The sequence below is a fragment of the Sphingomonas sp. LT1P40 genome (assembly GCF_036663835.1).
Lineage (GTDB): Bacteria > Pseudomonadota > Alphaproteobacteria > Sphingomonadales > Sphingomonadaceae > Sphingomonas.
The window spans coordinates 1-13624 of record NZ_JAXOJT010000002.1 but is presented as its reverse complement, the minus strand read 5'-3'; the positions used below and the strand labels follow the sequence as shown (position 1 = coordinate 13624).

General features: G+C 64.3%; 7 protein-coding genes. 2 read left to right on the top strand and 5 right to left on the bottom strand.

Annotated elements, in window-relative coordinates; translation table 11 throughout:
- Positions 1-3 precede the first annotated feature (3 nt).
- On the top strand, positions 4-1413 hold the full coding sequence (locus tag U1702_RS11520) for an efflux transporter outer membrane subunit (protein ID WP_332724738.1): 1410 nt from the start codon (positions 4-6) through the stop codon (positions 1411-1413).
- Positions 1414-1416: 3 nt separating this feature from the next.
- On the opposite strand, the gene U1702_RS11515 is transcribed toward U1702_RS11520, so the two are convergent.
- From U1702_RS11515 to U1702_RS11495, 5 genes are all read right to left on the bottom strand, one after another.
- Complete coding sequence (locus tag U1702_RS11515; protein ID WP_332724736.1) at positions 1417-3600, bottom strand: prolyl oligopeptidase family serine peptidase; 2184 nt, start codon at positions 3598-3600, stop codon at positions 1417-1419.
- A 1-nt stretch (position 3601) separates the two neighbouring features.
- Positions 3602-6064, bottom strand: a complete 2463-nt coding sequence (locus U1702_RS11510) for a TonB-dependent receptor (protein WP_332724734.1) — start codon at positions 6062-6064, stop codon at positions 3602-3604.
- A 114-nt stretch (positions 6065-6178) separates the two neighbouring features.
- Positions 6179-7183, bottom strand: a complete 1005-nt coding sequence (locus tag U1702_RS11505) for a FecR family protein (protein WP_332724732.1) — start codon at positions 7181-7183, stop codon at positions 6179-6181.
- A gap of 11 nt (positions 7184-7194) precedes the next feature.
- Positions 7195-7704, bottom strand: a complete 510-nt coding sequence (locus U1702_RS11500) for an RNA polymerase sigma factor (protein WP_332724730.1) — start codon at positions 7702-7704, stop codon at positions 7195-7197.
- A gap of 124 nt (positions 7705-7828) precedes the next feature.
- On the bottom strand, positions 7829-8728 hold the full coding sequence (locus U1702_RS11495; protein ID WP_332724726.1) for a hypothetical protein: 900 nt from the start codon (positions 8726-8728) through the stop codon (positions 7829-7831).
- Positions 8729-8983: 255 nt separating this feature from the next.
- Between U1702_RS11495 and U1702_RS11490 the strand changes: the two genes are divergently transcribed.
- Positions 8984-13624: FG-GAP-like repeat-containing protein (locus U1702_RS11490; RefSeq protein WP_332724723.1), on the top strand; the 4641-nt coding region annotated here is incomplete at its 3' end.

Genomic DNA, 13624 nt, shown 5'->3' with positions numbered 1-13624 from the left:
GCCATGTTTCGCAACCTGATGACTGCCGCTTCCGCATTGGCACTCGCCGCCTGTGCCACCGGCCCCGATTATGCCGCGCCGCAAACCCCGTCCGCAGCCGCGGGCAAGTTTGTCGCGGCGACCAGCCCGGCGGTTGATCCACTCGCGCCCGTCGCTGCCGACTGGTGGCGGCTGTACGACGATCCGGTGCTCGACCAGCTGATCGCCGATGCACGCGCCGCCAACACCGATATCCGCGTCGCGGTCGCGCGGCTGGACAAGGCACGCGCCATGCTCCGCGAAGTCCGTACCAACCGCTTGCCCGAAGTCGGCGTCGGCGCCGGCGCGAATTACGGGCGCGCATCGGAAAGCCAGCGCGGCCCCGGTACGCGGCGCGAAGACTGGTCGATCGATGCCGGGCTCGACGTCGCCTATGAAGTCGATCTGTTCGGCCGGGTATCGCGCAGCGTCGAGGCGGCACGCGGCGAGCTTGGCGCGGCGGAAGCCGATGTCGAAGCCGTGCGCATCGCGGTCGTTGCCGAAACCGCGCGTGCCTATGCCGACGCTGCGTCTGCCGCCGAACGCATCGCGGTGGCGGGACGGATCGTCGCCTTGCTCGATCGATCGCTCACCCTCACCGATCGGCGCCGCGAAGTCGGGCTGACCACAGGCCTCGATACCGCGCGCATCGCTACGCTACGCAACCAGCGTGAGGCGGACATTCCAGCGCTCGCAGCGGAGCGCGACGCAGCGTTGTTCCGGCTTGCCACGCTAACCGGCCGCGCCCCGTCCGAACTGCCCCCGATCGCCGCGCAGCGTGTCTCCACGCTGCGGCTCGACCAGCCGATTCCGGTCGGCGACGGTGCGCAATTGCTCGCACGCCGCCCCGACATCCGCGCGGCCGAACGCCGCCTCGCCGCCGCGACCGCACGGATCGGCGTAGCCACCGCCGATCTCTATCCGCGCATCACCCTGGGCGCATCGATCGGCTCGACCGGCAGCAATATCGGCGACGTTTTCGGCGGCGGCCCCCTCCGCTGGCTGCTCGGCTCGCTGATCAACTGGTCGTTCACCGACCACGCCGCCGCCCGCGCGCGGATTGCTGGCGCGGAAGCAGACACCCGCGCCGAACTGGCGACGTTCGACGGTGCCGTGCTGGGCGCGCTTCGGGAAACCGAAACCGCGCTGTCGGTCTATGCCCGCACGCTTGACCGCCGCATCGCGCTTCAGGCCGCGCGCGACGCCGCTGAACGGGCCGCGCGCATCGTCCGCGCGCAGCAGCGCGAAGGGCAGGTTGACGGCCTCGTCTTGCTTGATGCCGAACGCAGCTTTGCTGAAGCGGAGGCGCAACTTGCGGCGACCGACGCGAACATCGCAAGTGCACAGATTGACCTGTTCAAGGCGCTTGCCGGGGGATGGCGAGATCGGTCGTGATCGTCAACGCTGTGGCACGGCACCCCATTTGCGATCCGCCGCCCAGATCGCAAAGCCGCCGAACATCGCGTCCTGTGCGCGGGCGGCTTCCGATCCCGCCGGAAAGACATGGCCGCCGATCATGCTGATCTTGGCCATCACCGGGTTGCCCGCGGTCGTCAGATGGCGCGCTTTCACCGCGAACTTGAGCGGCTCGAAGAACGACACCCGCTCATCCGCGACATTGCCGGTGGCAAGCAACGCCGGATAGGGTGCCGCCTTCAGATTGTCGTAGGGCGAATAGCTGGCGATATAGGCGAACTCGGCAGGAATGCGCGGATCGCCCCAGATCGGCAATGCGGTGGTGCCCAGCGGATGGCTCTCGAAATAGTCCATCGTGTTGAGCGGATCGACGAACGGCACCTGCGCGATCACGCCGGCCCACAGATCGGGCCGCATCACATAGACCGCACCCATCAACAGGCCGCCCGCCGAATAGCCATGCGCGACGATGCGCCCCTTCGCAGTATATCGCTGCGCAATCAGATGCTCGGCACAAGCGATGAAATCGGTGAACGTCCTCTTCTTCCCCTTGCGCAGCACCGACCGCCACCAGTCATTGCCGCGCTCCGCCCCGCCGCGTACATGCGCGATGGCGCAGGTCCAGCCCTGATCGACCAGCGCCAGCGCACCGGGGCGGAAATCGGCATCGATCGTCGCGCCATATGAACCGTATCCGTAGAGGAACAACGGTGCCTTGCCGTCGCGCACCGCGCCCTTTGCGCGCAGCAAGGTGATCGGCACCAGCGCGCCGTCATCCGCCTTCGCCACGATCCGCTCGACGACATAGCGGGCAGGATCGTAGCCGGGGGTGGGTTTCGGCGCATGGGTCGGCGACGCGCGGCCATCGGCCAGCGTCAGACGATAGGCACGTTTGGGCAGGCGCGGCGACTGATAGGAAAATGCAGGCGCGGCCACGTCCCAGCCCTGACCCGATGGCATGGTCAGCGCATAGGCGGGCTCGTCGAACGCAACGTTCCGCTCTTTGCCGTCGCGGCCCATCACCACCAGCCGGGGCAGCGCATCGCGCCATTCCTCCCGCACCAGATGATCGCGGAACGGGTGAATCGCGGCAATGAAGCGCCCCGGTTGATGCGCAACCAGCGGCTTCCAATGCGCCTTGCCTGGTGTTTCGACCGGTGCGGTCATCAGCTTCTGGTCGGTCGCGCCATCGGCATCGGTCAGGATGACGAGTTGGTCATTCCAATGCTCGACATCGTAGCGCAGATCGGGCGCGCGTTTCGCCACCAGGATCGGCTTGCGCTCCGGCTCCCCGGCGGGGATCAGCCATGCCTCGGTCTGCGCGCCGTTCATCATGCGGAACATTACGAACTTGCCCGATTTCAGCGTGCGCAGGTCGATGAAGAAGGAGGGATCGTCCTCGGCATGAAGCTTTACGTCGGCGCCGGTCTGCATATCGCGCCGCCACACCGAATTGGCGGTGCCGGTGGCGTTGCGCCCGACCCAATAGAGATAGCGTCCGGCGGGGTCGAAGGCCATCCCGCCATGACCTTCGTTCAGATCGTCCACCACCAGCTTGCCCGTCGCCATGTCGCGCACGCGCAGCTGGAAGATGCCGGAGCCGGTCAGATCCTGTGCCCATCCGAACAGCTTTCCGTCCGGGCTGCGCACGACGCCGTTCCAGTGGATTGCAAAGAACGGCTTGTTCGCCGCCTCTGCGCCCACGTCGATCAGTAGCTGCTCAGGCCCGCCCGCGACCGGACGACGGACATAGGCGGCCTGATCGTCGACCGCCGATTTGCGCGTGTAATAGAGATAACCGCCATCCTCGACTTCCAGCTTCTGATCGTCGATGGCGTAGAGGGCGTCGGCGCGCGCGCGCAGTTTGGCGACCAACGGCGCGGCGGGGGCGAGCATCGCGTCGGTATAGTCATTCTCGGCCTTCACCGCCGCCGCGATCGGCGCGTCGAGCGTCGAGGGATCGCGCAGCACCGCCTGCCAGTCGGCGGGACGCATCCACGCATAGTCGTCGATGCGCTTGTGCCCGAAATTGCCGACGCTTTGCGGCCTTCGCGGGGGCTGCGGCGGCAGGGGCCATTTCCCTGCCGCCGCGAATGCGTCCGGCGTCCGTGCGAACATCGCGGCGGTGAGAGCGAAGAGCGATGCGGATGCCTGACGCCGGTTCATGTCAGAACGACCAGCCGGCCTGGACGCCGAAGGTGCGCGGGCGGACATAGAATTGCTCCGCCCCCGCGCCGCCGGAATAGCCGAAGGTGATCGCGCGCTTGTCGCCGATATTGTTCACGAACAGCGACAGGTCGATGTCCGCCAGCTTTACCGACGCGCGTGCATCGAACAAATGGTAAGCGGGGAAGATCGTAGCGTCGTTGAGATAGCCCGGCGAATCCGAGACATAGCGGTGCAGGAACGTCACCACCGGCTGTGCATCCCCGCCGAAATTATAGCTCAGCGTGTTCGAGATGCGCCATTCCGCCGCCGATGGCAGCCGCTTGCCCGCCGCGATCAGACCGCTGGCGGTCGGGATCGATTCGGTGATCTTCGCGTCCAGATAGGTCGCGTTCACGACATAGCTGAACCCGCCGAGCCGCAGATTGACGCTGGCCTCGACGCCCTTGATCTCCGCCGCACCGGCATTTGCGCCATAAGTGAAATTGTCGGGCCGGACGAGGCGGACCTGGAGGTTGGTCCAGTCGATATAGAACCCCGTGAGGTCGATCTGGAGCTTGCGGTCGAGGAAGGAGAGACGCGTTCCCACCTCGTAATTCCACAACGTGTCCGATGTCGTGCCATCGGGCGTCACGAACCCGGCGAGCGGCAGGAGACCCAGATTGGGCGAACCGAAGCGAAACCCCTTCGACGCCAGCGCATAGACCATCGCATCGCTGTTGAAGGTGTATTTGACCGATGCCTTGGGCGTGAAACCATCGTCGCGCAGCGTCTGGGGCAGGGTGATGTTGGGGGTGGGGAAGAAGAACAATATCTGCTTGCCCGAGCGGGTCTGACGGTTCTCAAACAGCCGCCCGCCGGCAGTCAGCGTCAGCTTGCCGAAATGCAGGCTGGCCTCGCCGAAGATCGCCGACTCTTCGCCCTTGGTCGCGCCGTCGCCATAATAATATTCGTCGCCGATAATCAGTCCGGCAGCCGCCGCCGCAGGTTGCGCGGCGGCGACGCCGGGGGAGGTCAGATGCTCCTCGAACAGCTTTTCGGTGTTGATGTAAGTGGCACCGACCAGCCAGTCGAACACCTCGCCTTTGGAGGATGCAACACGCCCCTCGAACGACCAGGTCTTGCTGGTTCCGGCTTGCAGAAAGACATGGTTCTTGCCGGGGTTCACAAAACCGTAAAATGGCGTGAAGTCGAAATAGAGATCGCCATCCTTGTGGTTGTACGACGCCAGCAACGACACGTTCGCCGCGCCGAAATCATGATCCATGCGCAGCGAGTGGATCTGTGTCAGATAGCGTTCGGTTTCCGGAAACGCCGAACTGCGCGCCAGTTCGCCGATGGCAAGCTGAGAGAAGCTCTTGTCGTCGCTTTTCGTGCGATAATAGAGGCCGAGATAGCTGATTTTGGTATCCACGTCCGGCGTGAACACGATCGACCCGCGCACGCCCAGATTGGCGACATCGTTCGATCCGTCGACCCCCGTGCCGACATTGTCGATATAGCCGGGATCGACACGCTGCGTGACGGTCAGGCGCGCGGCGAGCTTATCGGCGATGATCGGCACGTTGACCATGCCCTTTGCGCGATAGCCCAATTGTCCGGCACCGTTCTTGGTGGTGGTCAGCGCGGTCTCGATCGCGGCGTCGAAGCCCGACGCATCGGCGAGGCTGGCGATATAGTTGATCGCGCCACCCAAGGATGCGGAGCCGAACAACGACCCCTGCGGCCCGCGCAGCACCTCGACCCGCTCGACATCGAATGCGTCGATATCGGGGATGATGACGGCATAGCCGGGTTCGGTCAGCGGAATGTCGTTGATGAAATAACCGGTCGTCCCCTGTCCCTGGTCGAGCCCGGCGGTGGTGCCGACGCCACGGATGACGACCGTGGCGTTCTGGGGCGGGCCTTCGTTAAAGGCGACACCGGGGACGCGGGGCAGGTAATCGCGATATTCCTGTGCGCCGATCGCCGCGAGCTGCGCACCGGTTTGCGCGCTGACGCTGCCGGCGATGCTGCGCAGCGGTTCCGAACGCTTGGTCGCGGTGACGACGACATCGTCCTCGACCCCGCCGTCCGAAACGCGCTCGATCTGTGCGCCGCTGCTGCCGGTCGCTTCGGTCTGCATCGCGGCGGGAGTCACGACCGCGTCGGCGCGCTGGATCACCAGCACGCCCCGACCCGCTCGGCGCGCGGTGAGGCCGGTGCCACGCAGCAGGATGGAGAGACCGCCATCGACGCTGTGATTGCCGCGCAACGCGACATTGTTGCGTCCGCGCACCAGCGAGCCACTGAACGAAACCTGCTGACGCGATGTCTGTGCGAACTTGCGCAGCGCGCTGCCCAGATCCTGCGCCGGAATGTCGAAGCTGTAGGTCTGTGCCTGTGCGATCGCCACCACCGGCATCGTCAGCGCAATCGCCGCCGCCGCCTGAGCTGCCCGGCTGATCTTTCGCGTCATGGTCATATCATGTCCCCCTGAAGCGGCGTTTCCCACGCCTGCAAGAGATTAGACGCGCCACTCAAAAAACACCGCCCGGTCCAGATTTCACAAAGATGCGGGACCAAAAAAGCGTTGGCTTTACTGGGGCATGATCGTCACCGCCCCGTCGTCGCGCGTCACGCGCACCGGCAGTGTTTCCTCGACCCCAACCGCGAACGCCTCGACATCACCGGTGTTGAACACGCCGTTCAGCCGCAGCCGCCCGGTCGCACCCTTCAGGATCACCGGACGCGCGGAGTAGCGATTGATCCGGCTGACCGCGAGCGCAAGCGGTTCGTCCTCGAACACCAGCTGCCCCGCCTCCCACGCCAGTGACCGGCCGAGATCGGCGGGGGCGATGCGCGCCTCCGGACCAGCCATGTCTGCGATCAGTTCACGCCCGGGTGTCAGCGTCCGTTCCTTGCGCTCGCCTTGCTCGATGCGCACCGGGGTCGCCTTGCCGCCATATGCGGGCAGGTCGAGAATGGCGACGCGACCCTCATAGAGAATGACGCGCATCTTGCCATTGAGCAGTTCGACGCTGAATGCGGTGCCGACCGCCACGACCATCTTGTTGCCGACCCGGACGCTGAACGGTTTCAGCGGGTCTTTGGCGACATCGAATTTGGCGCGTCCGGCCAGCAAATGCAGTTCGCGCCGGTCGCCGTGCATCCGCACATCCACCTGGGTCGCGGCATCGAGCGAGGCGCGCGATCCGTCGTCGAGCATCACCACGCGCCGCTCGCCGACGCCGGTCTGGTAGATTTCGGGCCGCGTCTGTATCCACAAGGTCACGCCGATCACCGCGAGCAGCGACGCGGCGATCGCCACCAGCGTGCGCACGCCGATCACCCGCCGCGCCCAGCGCCGCTGGTTGTGACGGCGATAGACGCTAAGCGCCCGCTCGCGCACATCGATGAATTCGGGCGATGTCGCGGCATCGCCGAACTGCCGCCACGCCGCCACCGATCGCTCGAACGCTGCCAGATTCTCCGGCGCTTCGTCGGCCCAGCGCTCGAACGCAGCCTGTTCGCCGGGCGTCAGCGGCCCTTCCGCAACGCGCAGACACCAATCGGCTGCCGCTTCCAGCTGATCGGAGTGCATCGTCGCGCTGCTCACAATTCGTCCCCGAACCGCGCCGTCAGATGCGCCATTGCTTTGGTCAGGTACTTTTCCACGGTGCGAACCGTGATGCCGAAACTGTCGGCAATGATGTCCTTGCTCATATATTCCAGTCGATAAAGCACGAAGATGGCGGCGGTGGTGGCGTCGAGTTCGTCGAGCGCCGCGCGCATCGCCGCGATCGAGTGGCGCGCGGCGGTGACGCGATACGGATCGATCAGCTCGACCCCGAGCCCATCGGTTTCCGCCAGCGTCTGGCGATAGCTGGTGCGGATGCGCTGCCGCCGTGCGCGATCGCGCAACAGATTGGCGGCGACCTGAAACAGATAGGCGCTGCCCGATCGCATCGTCATGTCGGGCTGGCTGGAAATGCGCGCGAACACCTCCTGCGTCAGATCCTCGGCCTCGGCATGATCGTACACGCGGCGCAGAAAATACGCCATCAGCGCGGGACGAAACTCCCGGCTGAGATTGACGATATCCTTGCCCGTTGCGGTGGTCACGCTGTGTTCGTCCAAAGCTGTCGATGCACCATTAGACGCATCAGGCCGAACTCTCCGCCAAAATATCTGTCGTCGGTCGCGCTGCAGTCACCCGATGCCCCTCATTCTGGCACAGGCGCGATAATCAGCGCCTGCGCCGGTGCGCATCCGCGATGCTGAAGGCGGAGACCAGATCGACCGCGAGCAGCGCATGCGCCGCCCATTTGGCGAAGCCGGTTTGCAGCACCGGCGACACCCGCACGCGCCCCTCGACCCTGTCCGACAGTTCGACCAGTCCCCGATCCCGCGCCAGATGCAGGACGGCGCGAACCTGTACGCGCGAGGTTGCGGTCCGTGTGGCCGCCGCCGAATAAAATCCGGCCGGGGTCCAACCATCGGCATTGCCGCGCGCCGCCTGCAGCAGCACCGCCAGCAGCCGCGCGCCGGACGTGTGGTGCATGAAGAAGTCCACTGGCGGATTCTCGACCATCACCCGGTTGGCGAGCGCAAGGGCTTGCTGGCTGACATAGCGATAGTCGTGATGATAGTCCGGATCGCGTACCACTGCAGCACGAAAGCGTGGTTCGTTTGGCGCCAGTTCGAGCAATGGGGCGTGGAATGCCGCGAGCCATTCGCGGTCGATCGCCAGCATCCGTTCGGTCGCGCGCAGGCGGTGACGGCGGCGGTCATCGGGCATGGGGTCGGCCAGTATCAGCCCGTCCTCGCGCCATTCATCGACGAAGCGCCGCACGACGCGCACCGGACCGATCCCCATCAGCGCAGCGGCATCGGCCAGGGTGGCCACGCTGAGTTCGGCGTCACCTTCGCGCTGCATGGCGTCGATGCCCACGGCGATCATAAAGGTGACGGCGCGCTGAAACTCGAACAGCGTGCGCACCAGCCGCAAATCATTGCCATACAGGCTGGCAAGACCGTCGATCAGGCTGTCGATCGCCGCCGGGAAATGGCGGTGATGCAACAGATCGTCGGCAGTCCGAAAGCGCGGGCTGCCCGATGGCGAAGGCAGATTCTCGGTCAATCCCACTGCGCGTGCCCCATTTTGAGTAAGGGGGTTTGCCAATGTCAACACGGGGTCGCAACTAATTTATTTAACGCGAAATTTTCCAGGAATGGCGGATTTGTGCCGATTTCTGCGAAATGGCCAAATTCTTACCAACTTGTTTCATTGATTACGAAATTTGATGTTCCTAGACCGCGCGCAGGCAACGGAGCGTGCGGCCCTTTACGCGCGGTCCAGCGGCGTCAGACCGGCGCATGACGCGGCCCGCGGGGAACATAGATGGTTGGGACCAGAATTGGCGGTATCGCCGCCGACGTCACGTTTTCGGACGGAGGCGCGGCTCGTTCGGCACCCCGGCTGCTCAACGGCAACATCTATTTCGTCAATCCTGCGACTTGGGTGGCGGGCGGCACGCTGACGGTGAGCGGCGTCGCAAGCTATGACCGCATCTCGATCCTGCACGAGGGCAATGCCGCAGGCGAAGTTGGCGTCAGCGGATCGACCCTGTTCTTTGGTGGCGTCGAGATCGGGACGGTCAGCGGCGGCGAAGGCACGAACTTCACGGTGACGTTCAACGGCGCGGCTGGCGCGGACGCGGTGACGGCGGTGACCGAACGGCTGGCCTATCAGCTGGGGCAGGGCGGGATCGTTACGGACCACAGCCTGAACATCGCGCTGGTCGATGGCGCGGGCGTCGCGGTGGCGAATGCGGGGCAGTGGGAGCAGGTCGCGGGGGCGGATTACCCGAACTATGACATCGGCGCGCTGGTGACCTCTTCACTGTTCCGTCCGGTGCTGGGCGACCTGAATGGCGATGGCTATGCCGATTTGATCCTTACCGGGGTCACGGTTCCCGCTGGGGAATGGCGTCTGGTCGATGAAAGTGACCCGGCCTTCAACGAGTGGCAGGAAAATATCACGAGCCCGCAATATGAGGTCCGGGAGGACGGAACCCTGTGGATCCGCGATGCCGACGACGTCCAATCTGCGACGGCAGTTTATATCAACGATCAGAATGGCGGCTTCACTGAGCTGGGTGATGCGGGCACCGGCACTTCGACCGGTATCAACGGCGCGCTTGCCGATGTCGATGGCGATGGCGACCTGGACTTGTTCTGGTCGTCGCTCGGGCCGAGCCGGATGGTTCGATCTGTGTTTGTCTCGTACAATCTGGGGGACGGGACATTTCATTATGTCACTCAGGTCGCCGGCACAGAGAGCTCCTTGCTGAGCGACGGCGGTTTTGACGTGAACACTTATGTTGCCGCCGGAGACGTCGACGGAAACGGAACGGCCGAGATCAATGTTGGCATCGCATATGGTACCTTCCGGCTCGATGTTGGCGGTTATGGCTTGGTGTGGATGCTGCCAGGAGCCTATTCCGGCGAGGACTTTTTCGGAAAACCGTTTCTGTTCGACTATGACGGCGATGGCGACCTCGATGCCCTCTCGCTGGGGATCAACGCACATTATTTCGAGAATGTCGGCGACGGGCAGTTCGTCCTGCAACATGGCGCGGACAATCCGTTCACCAACCTGCTGTCGTTCAACAACTGGAACAGCTTCGGCGATCTGGATGCGGACGGCGACCTGGACCTGGTGATCGTCGGCCCCGATGGCGCGACGCAGATCCTGTGGAACAACTCCAGCTATGGCGCGCAGTCGAATTCGACCGACGGCAGCATCGACCTGGCGTTCACCTTTCCCGAAACCGTTGCGCCGGATGCCTATGCGATCGACGAGGATCAGCCGCTGGTCACCAACGCGGCTACTGGCGTGCTGCTCAACGACACGATCCCCGGCACGCTGACGGCGGTGCTGGCGAGCGGGCCGGCGCACGGGTCGCTCACGCTGAACGCCGATGGCAGTTTCACTTATACGCCGACCGCCAACTATCATGGCATCGACAGCTTCACCTATCGCGTGAACGACGGCACGACGCTGAGCGAGCCGGTCACGGTTTCGCTGACGATCAATTCGGTGACCGACACGATCATCGCGGTGGACGATCTGGCGACGACGCTGGCGACCGGGACGGCCACGATTCAGGGGCTGGCCAACGATCTCAATCCCGAAAATCGTTCGGTTGCGGTGTCGGCGATCAACGGTGTTTCGATTTCGGGTCCGGTTACGACAGTCACGTTGCCATCTGGCGCGACGCTGGAGGCGCGCGCGGACGGGCAGTTCATCTATAACCCCGGCAACGCGTTCGACCGGCTGGTGTCGCCTGGCACGGGGGCCGCGACCGGGCTGGCCTCCACCGCGACCGACAGCTTCACCTATTCGATCGACGGGAGCACTGCGACGGTCAGCGTGACGGTCACCGGCGTCGACGGGCCGGGCGATGCCGCCCCGGCGCGGGTCGGCGGGATCGCGGCCGATTTCGATCTGGACGATGCGGCGACGGCGCGGGCGGCACCGCAATTGCTGAACGGCGCGATTTATTTCACCGACGCGGCGAACTGGACGCCGGGCGGCACGCTGAGCGTGACCGGCGTGGCCGCCTATGACCGCATCTCGATCCTGCACGAAGGCAATGGCGCGGGCGAGGTTGGCGTCAGCGGTTCGACCCTGTTCTTTGGCGGGGTCGAGATCGGGACCGTCAGCGGGGGCAATGGCACCAACTTTACCGTCGCGTTCAACGAAGCGGCGAGTGCGGATGCGGTGACGGCAGTGACCGGGCGGCTGGCCTATCAATTGGGGCAGGGCGGCGCGGTCAGCGACCACAGCCTGAACATCGCACTGGTCGATGGCGCGGGCGTCGCGGCGGCGAATGCCGGGCAATGGGAGCAGGTCGTCGGGGCGGATTATCCGACCTATGACATCGGTGCGCTGGTCACCTCCGCGGTGTTCCGTCCGGTGCTGGGCGATTTGAACGGCGATGGCTATGCCGACCTGATCCTGACGGGCGTCACGGTGAAAACGGGCGAATGGTACCTCGTCCGATATGACGATTACGAATTCGACCTGTTGACCGAGACTTTCACCAGTATCGAATATGCCCAGTTCGAGGACGGGCTTTGGTATGTTCGGGACGCCGACATCGTCGATTCCGCGACGCGCGTTTACCTCAACGACCAGAATGGTGGCTTCGCGTTATTGGGTGATGCGCGCACCGGCACTTCGACCGGGATAACCGGCGCGCTTGCCGATATGGACGGCGATGGCGATCTCGACTTTTTCTGGGCGAGTCATGGCCCAAGTCCCGCCAGCCGCGGCATTGCCGTTTCTTACAATCTTGGGGATGGGACGTTCCACTACGTCGCCGATTTCGCCGAAGTTTTTAGCAGCGATCTGACACTTTATGGCAGAGATACCTATCTGGCTGCCGGCGACATCAGCGCGGACGGGACCGTCGAGGTTCTCGCCGCTATTGGCTGGATCACGCTGCGTCTGAACGTCGGCGGCGGAGGCCATATTTCGACGCAGATCGGCGCGTATACGGGGCAGACCGGGTTTCCGGGATCAGACCCGTACGGCCAGCCATTCCTGATCGACTATGACGGCGACGGCGATCTCGATGCGATTTCGGCAGGTGGCAGTGCGCGCTATTACGAGAATGTCGGGGGCGGTTTGGTCGAGCGACACGGGTCCGCCAATCCGTTTGCCGGTCTGGTCCCGTTCAACGGCACGACCAGTTTCGGCGATCTCGACGGTGACGGTGATCTTGACCTGGTCATCGCCAATGGCACTGGCAACGCGCAAATCCTGTGGAACAACTCCAGCTATGGCGCGCAGTCGAACTCGACCAATGGCAGCATCCAGCTGAATTTCGGCTTCACGACATCGAACTTCGATCCGGTGCTCGATCTTCAGCTTGCTGCCGTGATCGAGGCGGACGAGGCAAGCTATCGCGCCATCGCCGAGGCCGCGATCGTCACCGACGCGGATTCCGCCGATTTCGCGGACGGGCAACTGGTGGTGACGTTCGTCGATGGTGCTTCGGCGGACGAAGGCGTGTTCATCGGTGCGCAGATCGGCATCACCGCGATTGGCGGCACGATCCTTTACAACGGGCTGCTGGTCGGCACCTATACCGGCGGCGACGATGGACAGCCGTTGGTGGTGACCTTCACTGCGCTCGCCACAGCTGGCGCGGTGCAACAGGTCGTGCGCTCGCTGATCTATTTCAACAATTCCTTCGACACTGCCGAGAACCGCGACATCAGCTTCGTGCTCACCGACGGCGATGGCGGGACCAGCGCGGTCAATTTGGTGACGGTCCATATCGAAACCGTCGACACGCCGCTGATGCCCGGGGATGATTATGCCAGCACGCTGGCGGACGCGACCGTCGTGATCGACGTGCGTGCCAACGACGTCGATCCGGACGGCGGCGTTGCTGAAACGATCGACGCGATCGACGGCATGGCGATCGTGATTGGTCAGACCGTAACGCTGGCGTCGGGTGCGCGGGTCACGCTCAATGAAGACGGCACGCTGACCTATAACCCCAATGGCCGATTCAATGCGCTCGTGTCCGAAGCGCGCGCGCTGCTGACCGGCGCGTTCAACGCATATGGCAATGACGGGTTCACCTACACACTTTCGGGCGGCATCGAAGTCTGGGTCGAACTTGAAATCGTCGGTGTCGATGGTCCGGGCGATCAGCTGTGGGGATCGTTCGGCAACGACACGCTGACCGGTCCGTCCGGCGCAGCCAGCTATTTCGACTTGTCGCAAGGCGGAACGGACAGCGTCAATGGCGGTGCCGCCAACGACGCGTTCCTGATGGGGGCTGCGCTGGATGCCAGCGACAGCATCGACGGCGGGACCGGGATCAACGATCAGGTCGGGCTGCGTGGCGATTATGCCGGGGCGAACGCGCTGGTGCTCGGCTCGACGACGCTGCGCAACATCGACACGATCGGGCTACTGGCCAGCCCGGGCGACAGCTACGACATCACCACGCATAACGAC

Coding starts and splice junctions, on each gene's coding strand:
- U1702_RS11520 (WP_332724738.1), top strand. CDS start 4: ATGTTTCGCAACCTGATGACTGCCGCTTCCGCATTGGCACTCGCCGCC.
- U1702_RS11510 (WP_332724734.1), bottom strand. CDS start 6,064: ATGACCATGACGCGAAAGATCAGCCGGGCAGCTCAGGCGGCGGCGGCG.
- U1702_RS11505 (WP_332724732.1), bottom strand. CDS start 7,183: ATGCACTCCGATCAGCTGGAAGCGGCAGCCGATTGGTGTCTGCGCGTT.
- U1702_RS11515 (WP_332724736.1), bottom strand. CDS start 3,600: ATGAACCGGCGTCAGGCATCCGCATCGCTCTTCGCTCTCACCGCCGCG.